The organism is Pseudomonas sp. DWRC2-2, from assembly GCF_049897885.1.
Classification (GTDB): Bacteria; Pseudomonadota; Gammaproteobacteria; order Pseudomonadales; family Pseudomonadaceae; genus Aquipseudomonas; species Aquipseudomonas azotoformans_A.
In genome coordinates this window covers 632178-653463 of sequence record NZ_JAFCXD010000003.1, presented here as the reverse complement: position 1 = coordinate 653463, position 21286 = coordinate 632178, and the positions used below count along the sequence as shown (strand labels likewise).

The following is a 21286-nucleotide window of genomic DNA, read 5'->3' as shown; positions in this document are numbered from 1 at the left end:
TCAATACCACCGCTCTTCGCCCGGAGGGCGCTTCTTGAAGCGCTTCATGCTCCACATGTACTGGCTCGGATAAGCGCCGACATAACGCTCCACCACCTTGCTCATCGCCGCGCAGGAGGTGGCGGTGTCGGTGCTGTACATGTCTTCCGGTGCCGCTTCCAGAATCACTTTGTAACCTGAACCATCCGGCAGCCGCAGTGCATGCAGGAACACACCCACGGCCTTATGGCCCGCGAGCATGTTCGGTACGAATTTGCTGGTCAGCGCCTGGGTGGCGAAGAATGGCACGAAGATGCCGGCCGATTCAGCCGGCTCAGGATCAGCCGGGATTCCCACCTGGCCGCCCTTGCGCACTTCCTTGATCACGCTGAGGATGCCTTCCTTGGTCGACGCCGCCACGCGGTTGCCCAGTTGCACGCGCTGCTTGCGCAGCAATTCATCCACCGCCTTGAGCTTGGGCGGGCGGTAGAAAATGATCGGTTTGCACTGGCTGCAATAGAAATGGTTCAGCACTTCCCAATTGCCCAAGTGGCTGGTGATGCCGACCACGCCTTTGCCCGAAGCCAGGGCTTCGTGCAGCACCTCCAGGCCTTCGACTTCACGCACCAGGTCGATGGAACGCTGGGCCGGCCAGATCCAGGCGCAGGCGCTTTCGGTCAGGGACTTGCCGATGTCCATCAGGCTGCGGCCGACCAGCGCTTCGCGCTCGACGGGGTCCATGTCCGGAAAGCATTTGGACAGGTTGATCCGCACCGTGTCGCGGGAGCGGTTGGGGGTTTTCCACATGATCCAGCCAATCGCCGTGCCGACGGCCTGGACAGCGCGCCAGGGCAGCAGGGCAAACAACCGGAGAGCGCCTACCAGCAAGGCGCCTTTCAACTTTTCCACAGGTCACTCCTGATCGTGTGTGGTGCGCAAAGCCGGCATTCTAACCGGCGTTGGCCAGGTCCGCGTAACGGTCGCAGTCCTGAGTGTGGTCCATGACCATGCCCGAGGCCTGCATGAACGCGTAGCAAATGGTCGGCCCGACGAAGGTGAAACCGGCTTTTTTCAAGGCTTTGCTCATGGCTTCAGCCTCGGGTGTAATCGCTGGCACTTCGCTGCGGTCCTTGAAGTGATTGACCTTGGGATGGCCACCAACAAAGGACCAGAGCAGCCCCACCGGGTCCCCCAGCGCCAGCCAGGCAGCGGCATTGCGGCGGGTGGCGTTGAGTTTCAGGCGATTGCGCACGATGCCCGGATCCTGCATCAGTGCTTCGATCTCGTCATCGGACAAACGCGCCAACCGCTGCGCATCAAAACCAAACAAGACCTTTCGATAATGCTCGCGTTTGCGTAAAACGGTGATCCAGGAAAGGCCCGCCTGGAACCCTTCGAGTAAAAGCAACTCGAACAAACCCTGCGCATCGCGCAGCGGCGTTCCCCACTCCTGATCGTGATAAGCCATGTACAGCGGATCTTCAGAACACCAAAAGCAGCGTGGCATAAGGCTCCAGGGGATGGTGGCGCGGCCGAATCGGGTATACTCCCGCTCTTTAAATCGCAGCCCAAGTAACAGGTGAATTTCGTGAGCCAGCCTACGCCAGCCGTGCGTACCTTCCAAGACTTGATCCTCGCCCTCCAGCAATACTGGGCCGAGCAAGGTTGTGTGGTACTTCAGCCCTACGATATGGAAGTAGGCGCCGGCACTTTCCACACCGCTACATTCCTGCGGGCCATCGGCCCGGAAACCTGGAACGCCGCTTATGTGCAGCCCAGTCGTCGCCCGACTGACGGCCGCTACGGCGAAAACCCGAACCGTCTGCAGCACTACTACCAGTTCCAGGTGGTACTGAAGCCGAACCCGGACAACTTCCAGGAACTGTACCTGGGCTCGCTCAAGCACGTGGGCCTGGACCCACTGGTTCACGATATCCGTTTTGTCGAAGACAACTGGGAATCGCCGACCCTGGGCGCCTGGGGCCTGGGCTGGGAAGTCTGGCTCAACGGCATGGAAGTGACGCAGTTCACTTACTTCCAGCAAGCCGGTGGCATCGAGTGCTACCCGGTGACCGGCGAAATCACCTACGGCCTCGAGCGCCTGGCCATGTATCTGCAAGGCGTGGACTCGGTCTACGACCTGGTGTGGGCTGACGGCCCGTTCGGCAAAGTGACCTACGGCGACGTGTTCCACCAGAACGAGGTGGAGCAATCCACTTACAACTTCGAACACGCCAACGTCGACAAACTGTTCGAACTGTTCGACTTCTATGAAAGCGAAGCCAAGCGCCTGATCGAGCTCGACCAGCCGCTGCCGTTGCCAAGCTATGAAATGGTGTTGAAGGCCTCCCATACCTTCAATCTGCTGGATGCCCGCCGTGCCATCTCGGTCACCGCGCGCCAGCAATACATCCTGCGTGTACGCACCCTGGCGCGTTCCGTCGCCCAAGCCTACCTGCTGGCTCGCGCCAAGCTGGGCTTCCCGATGGCAACCCCGGACCTGCGTGATGAAGTGTTGGCTAAGCTGGAGGCTGCACAATGAGTGCTCAAGATTTCCTGGTTGAACTGGGCACCGAAGAGCTGCCACCCAAGGCACTGAACACCCTGGCCGATGCGTTCCTGGCCGGTATCGAAAAAGGCCTGCAGACCGCGGGTCTTAAATTCGCCGCGAAGAAAGTCTACGCCGCGCCACGTCGCCTGGCCGTGTTGCTGACCGCGCTGGAAACCCAGCAGCCGGACCGCAACATCAACCTCGACGGCCCACCGCGCCAGGCCGCTTTCGATGCCGAAGGCAACCCGACTCAAGCCGCCCTTGGTTTTGCCAAGAAGTGCGGCGTGGAGCTGAGCGAGATCGACCAGAGTGGCCCGAAACTGCGCTTCAGCCAGGTCATCACCGGCAAGCCGACCGCCAGCCTGTTGCCGACCATTGTTGAAGACTCGTTGAACGACCTGCCGATCCCGAAGCGCATGCGCTGGGGCGCTCGCAAGGAAGAGTTCGTACGTCCGACCCAGTGGCTGGTGATGCTGCTCGGTGACCAAGTCATCGATTGCACCCTCCTTGCCCAGAAAGCCGGTCGTGATTCCCGTGGTCACCGCTTCCATCACCCTGAAGCTGTACGCATCACCTCGCCGGCCAACTACGCCGCCGACCTGCGTGCCGCCTACGTGCTGGCCGACGCCAACGAGCGTCGCGAGCTGATCAGCAAGCGTACCGAAGAGCTGGCTCGCCTGCAGGAAGGCACCGCCATCGTGCCGCCAAGCCTGCTCGACGAAGTGACCGCGCTGGTTGAATGGCCGGTGCCGCTGGTGTGTTCGTTCGAAGAGCGTTTCCTCGACGTGCCGCAAGAAGCACTGATCACCACCATGCAGGACAACCAGAAGTATTTCTGCCTGCTGGACGTGGACGGCAAGTTGTTGCCGCGCTTCATCACCGTGGCCAATATCGAAAGCAAGGACCCGCAGCAGATCATCGCCGGTAACGAAAAAGTCGTTCGCCCGCGCCTGACTGACGCCGAGTTCTTCTTCAAGCAAGACAAGAAGCAGAAGCTGGAAGACTTCAACCTGCGCCTGCAGAACGTGGTGTTCCAGGAAAAACTCGGCAGCGTCTACGACAAGGCCGTACGCGTTTCCAAGCTGGCCGCCTACATTGCGCCACGCATTGGTGGCGATTCCGCCTGGGCTGCGCGTGCAGGCCTGCTGTCCAAGTGCGACCTGGCCACCGAGATGGTCGGCGAGTTCCCGGAGATGCAAGGCGTTGCTGGCTACTACTACGCCCTCAACGACGGCGAGCCGGACGATGTGGCCCTGGCCCTGAACGAGCAGTACATGCCGCGCGGTGCCGGTGCTGAACTGCCAAGCACCTTGACCGGCGCTGCGGTGGCCATCGCCGACAAGCTGGATACCCTTGTGGGTATCTTCGGTATCGGCATGCTGCCAACCGGCAGCAAAGACCCGTATGCCCTGCGCCGTGCGGCCCTGGGCGTGCTGCGTATCCTGATCGACAAGAAGCTCGACCTCGACCTGACCCAGGCCGTGGTGTTTGCCGTCGGCCAGTTCGGTGCCAAGGTCAAGCAAGCCGGCCTGGCCGAGCAAGTGCTGGAGTTCGTGTTCGACCGCCTGCGTGCGCGTTACGAAGACGAAGGCGTGGACGTGTCGGTGTACCTGGCGGTACGTGCCCTGCAACCGGGTTCGGCGCTGGACTTCGACCAGCGCGTACAAGCCGTGCAGGCCTTCCGCAAACTGCCGGAAGCCGACGCCCTGGCCGCTGTGAACAAACGTGTGTCGAACCTGCTGAGCAAGGCCGAAGGCCTGGGCAATGCTGACGTCGACCCAGGCCTGTTTGCCGACGCCAAGGAGTTCTCGCTGAACTCGGCCATCGCCAAAGCGGAGACTGCAGTGAAACCGCTGATCGCCGAGCGTAACTACGCCGAAGCGCTCGCGCGCCTGGCCACCTTGCGTGACCCGGTGGATGCGTTCTTCGAAGCCGTGATGATCAATGCCGACGATGCCGGCGTACGCAAAAACCGCTACGCCATGCTGGCGCGCCTGCGCGGTCTGTTCGTCAACATTGCTGACATTTCGACGCTGAGCTGACCATGTTGAAACTGCTGATTCTCGATCGGGACGGGGTGATCAATGTCGACTCCGACGCTTACATCAAGTCGGTGGCGGAATGGATTCCACTGCCCGGCTCGATCGAGGCCATCGCGCAGTTGAGCAAAGCCGGCTGGACGGTGGCCATCGCCACCAACCAGTCCGGCATCGCCCGTGGTTACTACGACATCGCGACCCTGGACGCCATGCACGCGCGCTTGCGCACGTTGGTGGCCGAGCAGGGCGGTGAGGTGGGGTTGGTGGTGTACTGCCCCCACGGGCCGGATGAGGGCTGCGATTGCCGCAAACCCAAGCCTGGCATGTTGAAAACCATTGCAGAACATTACAAGGTGCCGTTAGCTGGGATATGGTTCGTCGGGGACAGCCTCGGTGACCTGGAGGCGGCCAAAGCCGTCGACTCTCAGCCAGTTTTGGTTAAGACCGGGAAAGGCGAAAAGACCCAGGCGAAAAACCTGCCGGTAGGCACCTTGATTTTTGACGATCTGGCGGCCGTTGCCGCAGAACTTATCAACAACTAGCCACCCTCGACTTCCTGAACAAGGATTGCTCGGGAGTGCGCTTTTAGCAGGCGGGCCGCGTCCCGCAACGGTAAATGCCGCCATGTCGATTTTGCAGGCCATCAGAACCTTTTTCTTTTACCTGCTGCTGGGCACCAGTTCGTTCCTCTGGTGCACCCTGAGCTTTTTTATTGCGCCCTTTTTGCCATTCAAGGCGCGCTATCGCTTTATCAACGTCTATTGGTGCCGCTGCGCGTTGTGGCTGTCCAAGGTGTTCCTGAACATCCGATTCGAGGTCAAGGGCGCGGAAAACGTCCCGGACCAGCCCTGCGTGATTCTGTCGAACCACCAGAGCACCTGGGAGACGTTCTTCCTGTCGGCGTACTTCTCGCCGCTGAGCCAGGTACTCAAGCGCGAGCTGTTGTACGTACCGTTCTTTGGCTGGGCCATGGCGATGCTGCGCCCGATCGCCATCGACCGTGACAACCCCAAGGCCGCACTCAAGCACGTGGCCAAGAAAGGCGATGAGCTGCTCAAGGACGGTGTTTGGGTGCTGATCTTCCCCGAAGGCACACGTGTGCCCTACGGCACGGTAGGCAAGTTCTCACGCGGCGGCACGGCTTTAGCGGTGAATGCGCATCTGCCGGTGCTGCCGATTGCGCATGACGCCGGCAAGTTCTGGCCAAAGACCGGCTGGGCGAAACGCCCAGGCACCATCACCGTGGTGATCGGTGAACCAATGTACGCCGAAGGTGAAGGACCCCGTGCCATCGCCGCGCTGAATGACCGCGCCCAGGCGTGGAACGAAGCCCAGCAACGGGCCATGGGGTCGTTGCCGCCGGAGCCGGTTGTAGTCGACACGCCGGTGATCTGAGCATCTGTGGATAACCTGTGTACGGTTTGTTGGCGAATCACCTTTTTTGTCTTTTAAGAGGCTGATTTACTTACATATTTCTCAAGCTCATAAAATCACGGAAAAGGTGCATAAGTTTTTTCCGAATAAAAAAACCGGTCCTTGTGACCGGTTTTTTATGCACAGCAGAAAAGTACGTTTTTCAGTCTTCCAGCAACGGCAGTTTAAGGCTGAATGTGGTGCCTTTGCCCACCACGCTTTCGCAACTGATACGCCCCCCGTGACGCTCTACCACAGCCTTGACCATCGTCAACCCCAACCCCAGGCCTTCGCTGCCCTGGGCCGAATCGAAGCGGCGGTATTGGCTGAACAGCTCCGGCAGGTCCTCTGCAGCAATCCCCGGGCCCTGGTCACTGATACGGCATTCCAACCAGCCTTCGGCGCTGCTGTGCCTCAACCTCACGGTGGTTCCGGAAGGCGAATACTTGATGGCGTTCTCCAGCACGTTGAACAACGCCCGTGTGAGCAGTGACTGATCAGCCGACACCATGCCTTCATCGGCCTCGTCCAAGTCGTGAACCAGATGAATCCCCTTGAGCTGGGCAATCAGCGTCACTTGGTCAAAGGCATCCATGACCAACATGGCGAACAGCGTCGGCTGGAACTGGTAACCATCAGCTTCGGCTTTCGCCAGTTGCACGAAGGATTCGGTGAGACCCAAGGCACGGCGAACTTGCTGTTCGATCTGGGCAAACACCGGAGACTCGCCGCTATGCACATCCAGCAGTGCAAGGATCGCTGAATGGGGTGCGCGCAGGTCGTGAGAGAGGAACCGCAACATGGTCTCGCGGTGTTGCTGGGCTTCGCGCTCCTTGCTCAGATCCGTCAGGCTCAGCAGCCAACCAAGGGCGACATCGCCTTCAGCCGGCAGCAAGGGCGCAAGCTCCATGCGCAGGCTGCGTTGGTGGATGTCCCGGAACTCCACAAGCTCCAGCGCCGACAGGGCAGGGCGCACGCCATTGTGCAGCGGCGGGTAGCCCAAATCCGCCAGTTGCTCCAACAGGTTTTCGTTGACCAGATCATTGCCGAACACTTGCCGGGAAATGCGGTTGGCCAGCAGGATATTGCCCTTGGGATCGGTAATCAGGGTTGCCACCGGCAGGCACTCCAGGCCATCGGCCATAAAGCGCCGTGTGTCGCGTGTGCGGCTTACGGCCTGTTCCAGGGCAAAGATACGTGCCTGCAACACATCACCTTTGCTGGCAGGTGCACGGCGGCGTTCAGGCAGGACTTTGGGTTCGTTGTCCAGGCGTGCCAGTTCCCAGCCGAAATAGGCGAGGATCACACTGAGGCGGCGCCAGTTCCAAATCAGGTAGCTGAGCAGCAAGCCGATCAGACAGGCCGCAGGCGACCACCAGTGGCCCAGGCGCAACAGGGCCAGGGAACCGAGTACCGCGACAGCCATGCAGCCCAGGGTCATCCACAGTGCGTAGCGCGGGCGATAGAGCAGCAGGCCCAATAACAATGCCACCAATGAGGTCGCCATCAAGGCTGCAAGCCAGCCTGGCAGATCAACGATGCTGCGGCCTTGAAGCAAGCCATTGAGCACGTTGGCCTGGATCTCCACGCCTGCCGTGGTGCCCACCGTCGAAGACAGAGGTGTGACGAAACGATCGAACATTGATGTGGCCCAGACCTTTGGCGCATTTGAGCAAGGGCATCATCTGCGTGTCCGGTTGGCTGTAGCTCGCAGCACCTTCACGGAGCAGGGGTAGCAAGACATTGCCGGCGTTGCAGACCGACTCGGCCAGGCGTTTGTCATTGGCGGGGTCGCCGCGCTCACTGAAGATCACATCGAACAGAATGCCCGCCGGTTGCACGGCACTCAGGCGGTCGATCAGGTCGGCGTGCAGGCTGCGTGGCCAAGGCCATCGTCCGAGCTTCTTAAGGCTGGAATCATCGATCGTCACCAGCAGGATCCGTGGATCGACGGGTAGGGGTGTGAGGCGACGCAGGCTGTCGTATAACGGATTGTTCAAGGCCAGGCCCGGGCTCAGCGACAGGTAGGCGGTGATGGGCAACAACAGTAAACCTATCCACAACCACTCGCGCACCAGGCCGTGGAACAGGCGCTGGGCATGGGTGGGTTGACGTTTTTCGGCCTTGCCCCAGAGCATCATTGGTCAATGTACCTGAGCAGTGGGCGGGTAGTAGAAAATGTCATAGACCCCGGTTTCTCCCTCCAGGCCGTTTTCGTCATAAGCCGACAAGCGCACGTGATAGAACGAAGCTTTGAGCCCAGTGAAGCTCATTTTCGGCATGCTGGAAAAGTTTTCCTGCTTGATGTTCATAAAGGCTTTGTCAGTGGCGACCTGCGCACGGTAGCGCTGGGCGCCGGGCAATGGCCGAAGGTATAAGCTCCAGATCGGCGCGTCGCCTTTCTGGCCGTCTTGGCCGATCAGCTTCGGTGCGGCCAGCAGTTCTACAGGATTGAGGTCGCCCTGTTTCTTGAAGAGCAGGCCTTGGCGTGCAGCCACTTTGATCTCGCCTGTCCGATCCCGGTTGGCGGCGACTTGGCCGTCCAACACCTCCAACAGCGATCGCTCAGCGTCATTGCGCACCCGAAAGTGCGTACCTCGCACCCCCAGCACCCCTACCGGCGTCACGATCTGGAAGCGATCATGATCGCTGGCACGCTTGATCACATACGCCTCGGCCTGGCCTTGTTCGAGTACCACCTGGGGAATAGACAGCTTCTTCTCCAAGTGGAGCCGCACCTGGGAATCAGAGGGCAACACCACGCGGGATCCATCACCCAGCAACAGGCTGACGAACGCCGACGCCGAGGTCTTCACACCTTCCTGTTCATCAATAGACATGCCTTCGAGCAGGGGAATCATCTTGCCCCGGGTATCGAGCTTCCAGGCTTCGCCGGTGAGATGCTGGACTACGGCAGGCAGAGGCTGGACCCGGCACAGGAAGTCATCGTCGATGTATGGCGCACGAACCTTTGTAGCAGCGCCCGCCGAGCCCACCATCATGATCAACAAAGAGGGAAGGGCGCAGCGCAGGCAATTAGGAGAAAGAAACATGGCGCTCATACAAGTCAGGGTTCCAGAGGGCAACAGACATCAGCGCACAGGAGTTTACGGCAGCGCATGCGTCGGCTGATCCTTTTCCTTACGGTCAGGAGCCGGTATCTTTCCCACATTGGTATCGAGGACTTTCAATGGGTTAACCGCTCATTGATCCCAGCGTATAGAGAGATCCGAGGGGTCGATGAATCTGCGCACAATTCTTCAGATTCAAAAACCGGCCGACGGCTGTCGCACTCTTCAAATGAAAGGACCCACCCATGCGTGTCGCAATACTGGATGACGAGCCCGCTGAACTGCGCCGGGTGGAACAGACACTGCGACAAATCCCCAGCACCGCCGAACAGCCTTGGTCCCTGCATTGCTTCGAACGCGGTGAAGACCTGTTACGCCAACTGCGCCGGGAAACCTTCGACCTGCTGATACTCGACTGGCAATTGCCGGACATCACCGGTATCGCTTTGCTGCGCTGGACCCGCGAACACATGGAGTCGCCACCTGCCGTCATCATGCTCACCAGCCGTGATGCCGAGAGCGACATCGTCACCGCACTCAACAGCGGCGCGGACGATTACGTCAGCAAACCTTTCCGCCCTAACGAGTTGAAAGCACGGGTCACTGCCGTTCTGCGTCGACATGGCCTGCAGAAGTCTGCCACCCATGAAGTGCAGAGCTTCAATGACCTGACCTTTGATGACGCTGAATTGACCGTGACCCGCGCAGGCAAACCGATCAACCTCACGGAACGTGAGTACCGTCTGGCCAGCTGTCTGTTCGCTAACTTGGCCCGACCACTGTCTCGCGAGTACCTCTACGAGCGGTTCTGGACCCATGAAGAAATGGTGTCGTCACGGCCGCTGGATACGCATATCTACCGTCTACGAAACAAGCTGGGGCTGACGGCGGATCGGGGTTGGCAGTTGCTGACGATCTATGGGTATGGGTATCGATTGGAGAGTGTGGCGGCAGCTTCTCAAGGCTGATTACGCTGATGTTCCACGTGGAGCATTTTCAAATTCGCTGATTATTACCCAATAAAAAAGGCCAACGCTAAGCGTTGGCCTTTTTAGTTTGGCAGGCTTACCGGGATCAGAAGTCCAAGTTGGAAACCGCCAGGGCATTGCTTTCGATGAAGTCACGACGAGGTTCAACCGCATCACCCATCAGGGTGTTGAAGATCTGGTCCGCGCCAATGGCGTCTTCGATGGTCACGCGCAGCATACGACGCTGGGCTGGGTCCATGGTGGTTTCCCACAGTTGATCCGGGTTCATTTCACCCAGACCTTTGTATCGCTGAATGGTATGGCGCTTGGTGCTTTCCGCCATCAGCCAGTCGAGGGCTTCCTTGAATTCCTTGACCTGCTTTTTGCGTTCGCCACGCTGAATATAAGCGCCGTCGTCCAACAGAGTGCTCAATTGAGCGCCCAAGGTGACCACGGTCTTGTAGTCATTGCTGCCGAAGAAATCGCGGTTGAAGGTGACGTAGTTCGACAGGCCGTGGGAGATCAGTTCGACCTCTGGCAGCCACACGTTACGTTCACGGTCTTCACGCAGGCTGGCTTTGTACACCAGGCCAGACTTCTCGACAGTACGCAGGCGCACTTCGTACTGAGCCAGCCAATCCTGCATCGCTGCATGATCACCCAACTGTTCCAGGCTGACGGCGGGCAGGTAGATGAAGTGCTCGGTCAGTTCCTGAGGGTACAGGCGCGACAGACGCTTGAGGGTCTTCATCACCATGCGGAAGTCGTTGACCAGACGTTCCAGCGACTCACCGGAAATGCCCGGTGCTTCGTCGTTCAAGTGCAAGCTGGCATCTTCAAGGGCCGACTGCGTCATGTACTCTTCCATGGCGTCGTCGTCTTTGATGTATTGCTCTTGCTTGCCCTTTTTCACTTTGTACAACGGCGGCTGAGCGATGTAGATGTAGCCACGCTCGATCAGCTCGGGCAACTGACGGAAGAAGAAGGTCAGCAGCAGGGTACGGATGTGCGAACCGTCGACGTCAGCATCGGTCATGATGATGATGTTGTGGTAGCGCAGCTTGTCGATGTTGTATTCGTCGCGGCCGATACCGCAGCCCAACGCCGTGATCAAGGTGCCGACTTCCTGGGAGGAAATCATCTTGTCGAAGCGGGCCTTCTCGACGTTGAGGATCTTACCCTTCAACGGCAGGATGGCCTGGGTGCGACGGTTACGACCCTGCTTGGCGGAACCGCCAGCAGAGTCACCTTCCACCAGGTACAGTTCGGAGAGGGCAGGGTCCTTCTCCTGGCAGTCAGCCAGTTTGCCTGGCAAGCCGGCGATATCCAGCGCGCCTTTACGGCGAGTCATCTCACGTGCTTTACGCGCGGCTTCACGGGCACGGGCAGCGTCGATCATCTTGCCGACGACCAGCTTGGCTTCGTTCGGGTTCTCCAGCAGGAAGTCGGAGAAGTACTTGCCCATCTCCTGTTCCACTGCGGTCTTCACTTCGGAAGAGACCAGCTTGTCTTTGGTTTGGGAGCTGAACTTAGGATCCGGCACTTTCACCGAAATAATCGCGGTCAGGCCTTCACGCGCATCGTCACCGGTGGTGGCAACTTTGTGCTTCTTGGCCAAGCCTTCGGCTTCGATGTAGGTGTTCAAGTTACGCGTCAGTGCGGAACGGAAACCCACCAAGTGAGTACCACCGTCGCGCTGAGGAATGTTGTTGGTGAAGCACAACAGGTTCTCGTTGAAGCTGTCGTTCCACTGCAGGGCGATTTCCACGCCGATGCCGTCTTCACGCTGGATGTTGAAGTGGAACACCTGGTTGACCGCAGTCTTGTTGGTGTTCAGGTATTCAACGAACGCACGCAGGCCGCCTTCGTACTTGAACAGCTCTTCCTTGCCGCTGCGCTCGTCCTTGAGGACGATACCGACACCGGAGTTGAGGAAGGACAGTTCACGAATCCGCTTGGCCAGGATGTCCCAGCTGAAGTGGATATTCTTGAAGGTTTCAGCCGATGGCTTGAAGTGGATCTGCGTACCGGTGGTTTCGCTGTCACCGACGATTTTCATCGGCTCTTTTGGAACACCGTGGATGTAGGTCTGTTCCCAGATCTTGCCGCTGCGGCGCACGGTCAGGATCAGCTCTTCGGAAAGGGCGTTTACTACCGACACACCTACACCGTGCAAACCGCCGGAAACTTTATAGGAGTTGTCATCGAACTTACCGCCGGCGTGGAGCACGGTCATGATGACCTCTGCCGCCGAAACGCCTTCTTCTTTATGCACGTCTACCGGGATGCCGCGACCGTTGTCGCGCACGGTGATGGACTCATCCGGGTGGATGATGATGCTGATGTCGTCGCAGTGACCGGCCAGAGCTTCGTCGATGGAGTTGTCGACCACCTCGAACACCATGTGGTGCAGACCGCTACCGTCATCAGTGTCGCCAATGTACATACCGGGACGTTTGCGTACGGCATCCAAACCTTTCAGCACTTTAATGCTGGTCGAGTCGTACGTGTTTTCTTCGCTCATGCCTTCACTCCCGATGGTCGTGGGTCTGGGTGATACGGCCTTGTTCCACGTGGAACAAAGCGACTGGCGTTTCCGTCTGCCAGCCTTCCCTCAATAATTCGTGGTCTACACAGGTGATAAACACCTGGCAGCGTAATTCTTCCAACAAGCGGCATAGCGCGCGGCGGTGTTGCTCGTCGAGTTCCGACGGCAAGTCATCCACCAGATAAATACACTGTCCGCGTCGGGCCTGGCTAACCAGATGCCCCTGGGCGATACGCAGCGCGCACACCACCAACTTCTGCTGGCCACGGGACAAGATGTCCGCGGCATTGTGAGCGCCTAATCTAAGACGCAAATCAGCCCGTTGGGGTCCGGCCTGGGTATGGCCAATTTGCTGATCCCGCTGCAAGGATGTCGCGAGCACTGCACTCAGCTCACGTTCTTTATCCCAACCACGGTAGTAACTCAGCGTCAGCCCCTCGAGATCCAACAACTCACTCAAGGTCTGCTCAAAGACTGGTTTCAAGGCTTTGATATAGGCACGGCGGTATTCATCAATTTCGTCGCTGGCCAGGCACAGTTCCCGGTCCCAGGCCGCTTGCGAAGCGGCGTCAAGTGTACCATGCCGCAGCCATGAGTTCCGCTGCCGCAGGGCCTTCTGCAGGCGCTGCCATGTGGCCATGAAACGCGGTTCCACGTGGAACACTCCCCAATCGAGGAACTGCCTGCGGATTTTTGGCGCACCTTCCAGCAAACGGAAACTGTCGGGGTTGATCAATTGCAGCGGCAGAATCTCTGCCAACTGCGCGGCACTGCGCGCGTTTTGCCCGTCAATGCGAATCTGGAACTCTCCGCCGCGATCACGGGATATCCCCAGGCTGCTGTGCCCACCTTCAGCGAGTTCGACTTGACCAAACACGGTGCACGCCAATTGCTCGTACTGAATCACCGGTAACAAGCGAGCGCTGCGAAAGGATCGGGCGAGCCCCAGCAGATGAATGGCTTCCAGCACGCTGGTTTTGCCACTGCCGTTGGCGCCGTGGAGGATATTAATGCGGGGGGAGGGGGAGAAGGTCACCGGGTGCAGATTGCGCACCGCGGTGACCGAGACGCGACTGAGGGACATCTAGCTTCTGCTGAGCATGATTACAGACGCATCGGCATGACAACATACGCCGAGTCGTCGTTGTCGGATTCCTGCACCAGGGCGCTGCTGTTGGAGTCCGACAGAATCAGGCGAACCTGCTCGGTAGTCATCACACCCAGTACATCCAACAGGTAGCTCACGTTGAAGCCGATTTCCAGGGAGCCGCCGTTGTAGTCGACGCCCACTTCTTCTTCCGCCTCTTCCTGCTCCGGGTTGTTCGCCTGGATTTTCAACTGACCATTGGCCAGTTGCAGACGGATGCCACGGTACTTCTCGTTGGACAGAATCGCGGTACGGCTGAACGCCTCACGCAGGGCCTGACGATCACCCAGTACCAGCTTGTCGCCACCTTTAGGCAGCACGCGCTCGTAATCCGGGAACTTACCGTCAACCAGCTTGGAGGTGAAGGTGAACTCACCGGTGGTCGCACGAATATGGTGTTGACCCAACACGATGCTGACGTTGCCTTCCGGCTCGGTGAGCAGACGCGCCAATTCAAGGATACCTTTGCGCGGCACAATGACCTGGTGACGGTCTGGTTGACCGATATCGGCGCGCATCGAGCACATGGCCAGACGGTGACCGTCGGTGGCCACAGCGCGGATGATGCCTTCCGACACTTCCAACAGCATGCCGTTGAGGTAGTAACGCACGTCCTGCTGAGCCATGGCGAAGCTGGTGCGCTCAATCAAACGACGCAGTTTGCTCTGCTCCAGGCTGCAGGTCAGCGAGCCAGGGCCTTCTTCAACGGTCGGGAAATCATTCGCCGGCAACGTGGACAAGGTAAAGCGGCTGCGACCAGCCTTGACCACCAACTTCGCGTCATCAACCTTGATGTCGATCAGCGCGTCGTTCGGCAGGCTCTTGCAGATGTCCATCAGCTTGCGCGCCGGGACGGTGATCTCGCCGGGTTCAGCGGGCTCTTCCAGCTGCACACGACCGACCAGCTCGACTTCCAGGTCAGTACCGGTCAAGGACAATTGCTGGCCTTCGACTACCAGCAATACGTTGGAAAGCACCGGCAAGGTCTGTCGGCGCTCGACGACGCCTGCGACCAGTTGCAGGGGTTTCAACAGGGCTTCGCGTTGAATGGTGAAATGCATGGTCTAGTCCCTTGCCTTAATAAGCTGCGCTGGTGTCATCAAGTGGTCAGTGTACGCAGCAGGTTCTTGTAGTCCTCGCGAATATCCGCGTCGGATTCCTTAAGTTCATTGATCTTGCGGCACGCATGCAAGACCGTGGTGTGGTCGCGTCCGCCAAACACATCACCGATTTCCGGCAGGCTGTGGTTGGTCAGCTCCTTGGAGAGCGCCATGGCCACCTGACGGGGGCGTGCCACCGAGCGCGAGCGGCGCTTGGACAGCAGGTCGGAAATCTTGATCTTGTAGTACTCGGCCACGGTGCGCTGGATGTTATCCACACTCACCAATTTGTCCTGCAGTGCCAACAAGTCCTTCAGGGATTCACGAATCAGCTCGATGGTGATGTCGCGGCCCATAAAGTGAGAGTGCGCGATGACCCGCTTGAGCGCGCCTTCCAACTCTCGCACGTTGGAGCGGATGCGTTGAGCGATGAAGAACGCCGCATCATGGGGCAGGTCGACTTTGGCCTGGTCGGCCTTTTTCATCAGGATCGCGACGCGGGTTTCCAGCTCCGGCGGCTCTACCGCAACGGTCAGACCCCAACCGAAGCGAGATTTCAGACGTTCTTCCAGGCCTTCGATTTCTTTCGGATAACGGTCACTGGTCAAGATGACCTGTTGGCCACCTTCGAGCAGGGCGTTGAAGGTGTGGAAGAACTCTTCCTGGGAGCGTTCTTTGCGGGCAAAGAATTGAATGTCATCGATCAGCAACGCATCAACCGAGCGGTAGAACCGCTTGAACTCGTTGATAGCATTGAGCTGCAAGGCCTTGACCATGTCGGCCACGAAGCGCTCCGAGTGCAGGTACACGACCTTGGCATTCGGGTTCTTCTTTAATAGGTGGTTACCCACAGCGTGCATCAAGTGGGTCTTACCCAAGCCAACACCGCCATAAAGGAAGAGCGGGTTGTAACCGTGCTTGGGGTTGTCAGCAACCTGCCAGGCGGCTGCGCGAGCCAGTTGGTTGGATTTACCTTCGACGAAGTTCTCGAAGGTAAAGGTGCGGTTCAGGTAGCTGGTGTGCTTGAGCGCGCCTTCGACCTGCACGGTGCGCTGTTCGGCGCGGACCGGGGCCTGTTGGGAGGCAGCACCTGCCATCGGGTCAAAGCTGTCGCGGGACGGCTCTTCATTCTCTGCTGCATTTTTCTGCGCAGAGGATTTGGAGGGCGCTGGTGCAGGCGTCGGCGCGCTGACAGCAGGTGCTGCTGCCGCCTGGGCTTGCGACGCAGCCGCGGCCAATGGCGCATTCGGCGCAGCGCGAGGCGCCGAGCTACGTTTGCTGCCTATTAATAAGGAGAGAACAGGCGCGAGGCCGTTGCCATGTTCATCGAGCAATTCGAGAACGCGGCTCAGGTACTTCTCGTTGACCCAGTCGAGAACAAAACGATTGGGCGCGTAGACACGCAACTCGTCGCCTTCGGCTTCGACCTGTAGCGGACGGATCCAGGTGTTGAATTGCTGGGCAGGCAGCTCTTCGCGCAAAAGCTCCACGCACTGCTGCCAAAGTTCCACTGACACGGATATCCCCTAAGTTGAAAGCCGGTGAGGCAAAAACAGCCGCCATTGTAGCGGCGAGCCGCCCACTTATCCACATGTAGGTTGATCAGAGGCCAGCCAAAATCAACGTGTTAACGGTGATAAATGCGACCAATGGTCTGTGCATAAGCTCTGTGGATAAGCGCCCTTGAGGTCGTTGTACAAGTGGGGGCGAAAGTCTGTGGGTAACTGGCCTGTGGATAACAACCCATTCCACGCACAGCTTATCCGACAGCGCAGCACAGGCAGAGCACCGTTTCTCCCCCGTGTTGTCATTCTCTGTACATCACGTGGAATATGGCCTAAAGGCAGTTATCCACAGATGATTGGCTGCCTAGCTTTTATAAGCTTTACAGAAAAGCTTTAAATAACTTCCTTCTTTATTTTTATATCTATGCCCTGACCTGAGAAAGCCGAGCGGACAGAAAACGGGAAATGAGCGGCAGATATCTAATTAAAGGAAAAGCTGGTTGGAAATTGACCTAGAGGCTTGCTTTCTCTAGAATCGCCGGTCTCTTAAAACGGGGGCCATTCCGGCCCGTTGTGGACGAACCAGGTAACAACGCCATGAAACGTACTTTCCAACCAAGCACCATCAAACGCGCCCGTACTCACGGCTTCCGTGCTCGCATGGCCACCAAGAACGGCCGTGCTGTCCTGTCGCGTCGCCGCGCCAAAGGTCGTGCGCGTCTGGCAGTTTGATAATCCGGTACTGGTGGTGAGTCAGGACTTCAGTCGGGAAAAGCGTCTGCTAACCCCCCGGCATTTCAAGGCAGTCTTTGACTCCCCCACCGGCAAGGTTCCGGGGAAAAATCTCCTGCTCCTTGCGCGTAACAACGATCTTGATCACCCCCGTCTCGGGTTGGTGATCGGCAAGAAGAGCGTAAAGCTCTCCGTTGAGCGCAATCGCCTCAAGCGTCTGATGCGCGAATCGTTTCGCCTCCACCAGGACACTCTGGTTGGTTGGGATATTGTTATCGTCGCGCGCAAAGGCTTGGGTGATGTAGAAAACCCCGAATTGATTCAGCATTTCGGCAAGCTCTGGAAACGTCTGGCGCGTACCAACAAGCCAGCCCCAGTTGCCAACACCGAAACTGTAGGGGTAGACAGCACCGATGCGTAAACTGGCCCTCGTTCCGATCCAGTTTTATCGCTATGCCATTAGTCCTCTGATGGCCAGCCACTGTCGTTTCTACCCCAGTTGTTCCTGCTACGCGTTAGAGGCCATAGAAAATCATGGTCTTCTGCGCGGTGGCTGGCTGACCTTTCGTCGTTTAGGTCGCTGTCATCCGTGGAATCCCGGTGGTTATGACCCGGTTCCACCTATCCCTACCTCCCGTTCTTCTTCGATGGCCGAGTAATCATGGATATTAAACGCACGATCCTGATCGTCGCCCTGGCAATCGTGTCCTACGTCATGGTTCTTCAGTGGAACCAGGACTACGGCCAAGCTGCCCTGCCGACTCAGAATGTTGCTACCAATCAGGCTGCGCCGGCTATTCCGGACACCCCGCTGGGTAACAATGCGTCCGCGAGTGCCGATGTTCCCAGCGCGAATGGCGAGACAAGCGCCCCTTTAGAAACGCCAGTGGTCACCAATAAAGATCTCATCCACGTCAAAACGGATGTGCTCGACCTGGCTATCGACCCACAAGGTGGTGATATCGCGCAGTTGAAACTGCCGCTGTATCCACGTCGCCAAGACCATCCGGATGTTCCGTTCCAACTGTTCGATAACGGTGGTGAACGTACTTATCTGGCGCAAAGTGGCCTGACCGGCACCAACGGTCCGGATGCACGTGCTACCGGTCGTCCGGTTTATTCGACCGACCAGAAGACTTATCAACTGGCTGATGGCCAGAACCAGTTGAACGTTGACCTGAAATTCAGCCTCGACGGCGTCAACTACATCAAGCGTTTCAGCTTTACCCGTGGTCTGTACGACTTGAAGGTCACTTACCTGATCGACAACGAAAGCGACAAACCATGGAGCGGCAACCTGTTTGCCCAGCTCAAGCGTGACGCCAGTTCCGACCCTTCTTCCAGCACCGCCACCGGCACCGCGACTTATCTGGGCGCCGCCCTGTGGACAAGTAGCGAGCCGTACAAAAAAGTGTCGATGAAAGATATCGACAAGGGCTCGCTGAAAGAAACCGTCCAAGGTGGCTGGGTAGCTTGGCTGCAACACTACTTTGTGACCGCCTGGATCCCGAGCAAAGGTGACGCGAACCTGGTTCAAACCCGCAAGGACAGCCAAGGCAACTACATCATTGGCTTCACTGGCCCGGCGTTGACCGTCGCACCAGGTGCCAAGGCTGAAACCAGCGCTACCCTGTATGCCGGCCCAAAAAGCCAGGCTGTGCTGAAAGAGTTGTCCCCAGGTCTGGAACTGACTGTGGATTACGGCTTCCTGTGGTTCATCGCCCAGCCGATTTTCTGGTTGCTGCAACATATCCACAGCATTGTGGGTAACTGGGGCTTCTCGATCATCTTCCTGACCATGCTGATCAAGGGGATCTTCTTCCCACTGTCGGCAGCCAGCTACAAGTCGATGGCACGCATGCGCGCCGTGGCACCGAAACTGGCGGCGCTGAAAGAACAACATGGCGATGACCGGCAGAAAATGTCGCAGGCCATGATGGAGCTGTACAAGAAAGAGAAGATCAACCCGCTGGGTGGATGCTTGCCGATTCTGGTACAGATGCCGGTATTCCTGTCGCTGTACTGGGTACTCCTGGAAAGCGTGGAAATGCGCCAGGCACCGTTCATGCTGTGGATAACTGACCTGTCGATCAAAGACCCGTTCTTTATCCTGCCGATCATCATGGGCGCGACCATGTTCATCCAGCAGCGTCTGAACCCGACTCCGCCGGATCCGATGCAGGCCAAGGTAATGAAAATGATGCCAATCATCTTCACCTTCTTCTTCCTGTGGTTCCCTGCTGGTCTGGTGCTGTACTGGGTGGTCAACAACGTGTTGTCGATCTCTCAACAGTGGTACATCACACGTAAAATCGAAGCGGCTACCGCAAAAGCCTCTGCGTAATTTACTCTGTGGATAACCACTCAAGACGCCCCCTAGTGGGGCGTTTTGCTTTCTGTCACTTTAGTTCTGGAACCTGCTGATGAGCGCTCCTCGTGAAACCATCGCTGCTGTCGCTACCGCTCAAGGTCGCGGCGGTGTCGGTATCGTTCGTATCTCCGGACCGCTCGCCGGTAAGGCGGCCGAGGCTATCAGCGGCCGCGAATTGAAGCCGCGATATGCCCATTACGGGCCGTTCCTCGATGCCGACAAAAGTGTGTTGGATGAGGGGCTGGCGATTTACTTCCCTGGACCAAACTCATTCACCGGCGAAGATGTCCTGGAATTGCAGGGTCACGGCGGCCCGGTTGTGCTGGATATGTTGTTGCAGCGTTGCCTGCAATTGGGCTGCCGTTTGGCTCGCCCAGGAGAGTTCAGTGAACGCGCCTTCCTGAACGACAAACTCGACCTGGCCCAGGCCGAAGCCATCGCTGACTTGATCGAAGCCAGTTCTGCACAGGCGGCACGCAATGCACTGCGTTCGCTGCAGGGCGCGTTTTCCCTGCGTGTGCATAACCTGACCGAGCAGTTGATCAGCCTGCGTATCTACGTCGAGGCGGCAATTGATTTCCCGGAGGAAGAAATCGACTTTCTCGCCGATGGCCATGTCTTGGCGATGCTGGATAAAGTCCGCGGTGAGTTATCCACAGTACTGCGTGAAGCCGGGCAGGGCGCTTTGTTGCGCGATGGCATGACCGTGGTGATTGCCGGTCGGCCCAATGCCGGCAAATCCAGCCTGCTCAACGCGCTCGCTGGGCGTGAAGCGGCGATCGTCACCGAGATTGCTGGCACGACGCGGGATATCTTGCGTGAACATATCCACATCGACGGTATGCCCCTGCACGTGGTCGACACCGCTGGCTTGCGCGATACCGATGACCAGGTGGAAAAGATTGGCGTAGAGCGAGCGCTCAAAGCCATCAGTGAAGCGGATCGGGTGCTGTTGGTGGTCGATGCCACCGCGCCTGAGGCCGTGAACCCTTTTGCACTCTGGCCGGAATTCCTTGAGCAACGGCCGGACCCGGCCAAAGTCACCTTGATCCGTAACAAGGCCGACCTGACCGGTGAGGCCATTGCCATGGAAACCAGCACCGATGGCCATGTCACCATTAGCCTGAGCGCGAAAGCGGCAGGGGATGGCCTGGAGCTGCTACGCGAGCACCTCAAGGCCTGCATGGGCTACGAGCAGACCTCGGAAAGCAGCTTCAGTGCACGCCGCAGGCATCTGGAGGCGTTGCGCCATGCGAGCGCAGCGTTGGAGCACGGCCGGGCACAGCTGACCTTGGCGGGCGCAGGGGAGCTGCTGGCTGAGGATTTACGTCAGGCACAGCAACTGTTGGGCGAAATCACCGGCGCATTTAGCTCCGACGATCTACTGGGGCGGATTTTTTCCAGCTTCTGTATCGGTAAATAACCCCTCGTTGCCCATAGACAGGCCATTCGCGCCTGTCTATTTCGCCCACTTCAGGGCATTTCAATCCATTTTTTGAACTACTCCACTGGTTGTGGCGGCTTTTGCGTGGGCGTCATTTGGTCGCGCAGGCACTTTTCTGTGGATTAAGCCCTGTGAATAACCGCCTCTGTGCCCAGTTGATAACAGGGCCTGAAACCTGAGTAAAAACCCGCCTGTGGATAAGCACCTGTTTAATCCACAGGCTTAAAGCACTTATCCAAGCCCCTCATTGGCACATGACCACAGACTTTTGAATCGCTGTACACAACGTAATTAAAGGCCTGTAGAGATCTATCCACAGAAAGGTAGCTGCATAGAAATAAACATAAAAACAAAGATTTAATAAATTTCTCTCTTTTAACTTCTATTGTCTGTGAGTCATCCACAGCTGGTTAAATTT

The 21286-nt window shown here is 58.0% G+C and carries 17 protein-coding genes and 1 pseudogene; 10 read left to right on the top strand and 8 right to left on the bottom strand.

Annotation, left to right across the window (positions count from 1 at the left end):
* Positions 1-888, bottom strand: coding sequence for a lysophospholipid acyltransferase (locus ACP7EW_RS18305; RefSeq protein ID WP_033900470.1), 888 nt, complete (start codon positions 886-888; stop codon positions 1-3).
* A gap of 40 nt (positions 889-928) precedes the next feature.
* Positions 929-1486 (bottom strand): DNA-3-methyladenine glycosylase I, encoded by a 558-nt coding sequence (locus ACP7EW_RS18300; protein WP_426218737.1) that lies wholly within the window; start codon positions 1484-1486, stop codon positions 929-931.
* Between the two features lie 81 nt (positions 1487-1567).
* Here ACP7EW_RS18300 and glyQ point away from each other — a divergent pair, with 81 nt between their 5' ends.
* The 4 genes from glyQ (at position 1568) to ACP7EW_RS18280 (ending at position 5964) form a co-directional block, all read left to right on the top strand.
* The gene (gene glyQ, locus ACP7EW_RS18295) at positions 1568-2521 is read left to right on the top strand and encodes a glycine--tRNA ligase subunit alpha (RefSeq protein ID WP_003187265.1); all 954 of its coding nucleotides are present in this window, start codon (positions 1568-1570) and stop codon (positions 2519-2521) included.
* Positions 2518-4572 (top strand): glycine--tRNA ligase subunit beta, encoded by a 2055-nt coding sequence (glyS, locus tag ACP7EW_RS18290; protein ID WP_038847378.1) that lies wholly within the window; start codon positions 2518-2520, stop codon positions 4570-4572. Before glyQ ends, glyS begins: the two co-directional genes overlap by 4 nt.
* A gap of 2 nt (positions 4573-4574) precedes the next feature.
* Positions 4575-5111 carry a D-glycero-beta-D-manno-heptose 1,7-bisphosphate 7-phosphatase gene (gene gmhB / locus ACP7EW_RS18285; protein ID WP_161630242.1) on the top strand — a complete coding sequence of 179 codons (537 nt, stop codon included), beginning with the start codon at positions 4575-4577 and terminating at the stop codon, positions 5109-5111.
* An 82-nt stretch (positions 5112-5193) separates the two neighbouring features.
* The gene (locus ACP7EW_RS18280; protein ID WP_426218734.1) at positions 5194-5964 is read left to right on the top strand and encodes a lysophospholipid acyltransferase family protein; all 771 of its coding nucleotides are present in this window, start codon (positions 5194-5196) and stop codon (positions 5962-5964) included.
* Positions 5965-6145: 181 nt separating this feature from the next.
* Here the strand turns inward: ACP7EW_RS18280 and ACP7EW_RS18275 are convergent.
* Both ACP7EW_RS18275 and ACP7EW_RS18270 read right to left on the bottom strand, forming a co-directional pair.
* A pseudogene (locus tag ACP7EW_RS18275) lies at positions 6146-8123 on the bottom strand (CHASE2 domain-containing protein).
* Between the two features lie 3 nt (positions 8124-8126).
* Positions 8127-9044 (bottom strand): FecR family protein, encoded by a 918-nt coding sequence (locus ACP7EW_RS18270; protein ID WP_426218732.1) that lies wholly within the window; start codon positions 9042-9044, stop codon positions 8127-8129.
* A 254-nt stretch (positions 9045-9298) separates the two neighbouring features.
* Here ACP7EW_RS18270 and ACP7EW_RS18265 point away from each other — a divergent pair, with 254 nt between their 5' ends.
* Entirely contained in the window at positions 9299-10021 is a 723-nt protein-coding gene (locus ACP7EW_RS18265; RefSeq protein ID WP_038847382.1) for a response regulator transcription factor, read from the top strand.
* 106 nt (positions 10022-10127) lie between these two features.
* Here the strand turns inward: ACP7EW_RS18265 and gyrB are convergent, their stop codons facing one another.
* From gyrB to dnaA, 4 genes are read right to left on the bottom strand one after another with little or no spacing between them, the layout of a single operon-like run.
* Positions 10128-12545, bottom strand: coding sequence for a DNA topoisomerase (ATP-hydrolyzing) subunit B (gene gyrB / locus ACP7EW_RS18260; protein ID WP_016978723.1), 2418 nt, complete (start codon positions 12543-12545; stop codon positions 10128-10130).
* A 4-nt stretch (positions 12546-12549) separates the two neighbouring features.
* Positions 12550-13653 (bottom strand): DNA replication/repair protein RecF, encoded by a 1104-nt coding sequence (gene recF / locus ACP7EW_RS18255; RefSeq protein WP_012721452.1) that lies wholly within the window; start codon positions 13651-13653, stop codon positions 12550-12552.
* Positions 13654-13673: 20 nt separating this feature from the next.
* Positions 13674-14777 carry a DNA polymerase III subunit beta gene (gene dnaN, locus ACP7EW_RS18250; protein ID WP_016970682.1) on the bottom strand — a complete coding sequence of 368 codons (1104 nt, stop codon included), beginning with the start codon at positions 14775-14777 and terminating at the stop codon, positions 13674-13676.
* 38 nt (positions 14778-14815) lie between these two features.
* Complete coding sequence (gene dnaA / locus ACP7EW_RS18245; protein ID WP_061434704.1) at positions 14816-16333, bottom strand: chromosomal replication initiator protein DnaA; 1518 nt, start codon at positions 16331-16333, stop codon at positions 14816-14818.
* 585 nt (positions 16334-16918) lie between these two features.
* On the opposite strand from dnaA, the gene rpmH reads away from it, so the two are divergent.
* From rpmH to mnmE, 5 genes are all read left to right on the top strand, one after another.
* On the top strand, positions 16919-17053 hold the full coding sequence (gene rpmH / locus ACP7EW_RS18240; protein WP_003213577.1) for a 50S ribosomal protein L34: 135 nt from the start codon (positions 16919-16921) through the stop codon (positions 17051-17053).
* A 16-nt stretch (positions 17054-17069) separates the two neighbouring features.
* The gene (rnpA, locus tag ACP7EW_RS18235; protein WP_016978720.1) at positions 17070-17474 is read left to right on the top strand and encodes a ribonuclease P protein component; all 405 of its coding nucleotides are present in this window, start codon (positions 17070-17072) and stop codon (positions 17472-17474) included.
* A complete protein-coding gene (yidD, locus tag ACP7EW_RS18230) occupies positions 17467-17712 on the top strand; it encodes a membrane protein insertion efficiency factor YidD (protein WP_010207715.1) in 246 nt (81 codons plus the stop codon). The genes rnpA and yidD overlap by 8 nt, the downstream gene beginning before the upstream one ends.
* A 2-nt stretch (positions 17713-17714) precedes the next feature.
* Complete coding sequence (yidC, locus tag ACP7EW_RS18225; RefSeq protein ID WP_426218728.1) at positions 17715-19397, top strand: membrane protein insertase YidC; 1683 nt, start codon at positions 17715-17717, stop codon at positions 19395-19397.
* Positions 19398-19476: 79 nt separating this feature from the next.
* The gene (mnmE, locus tag ACP7EW_RS18220) at positions 19477-20847 is read left to right on the top strand and encodes a tRNA uridine-5-carboxymethylaminomethyl(34) synthesis GTPase MnmE (protein WP_426218726.1); all 1371 of its coding nucleotides are present in this window, start codon (positions 19477-19479) and stop codon (positions 20845-20847) included.
* The last annotated feature ends 439 nt before the right edge of the window (positions 20848-21286 follow it).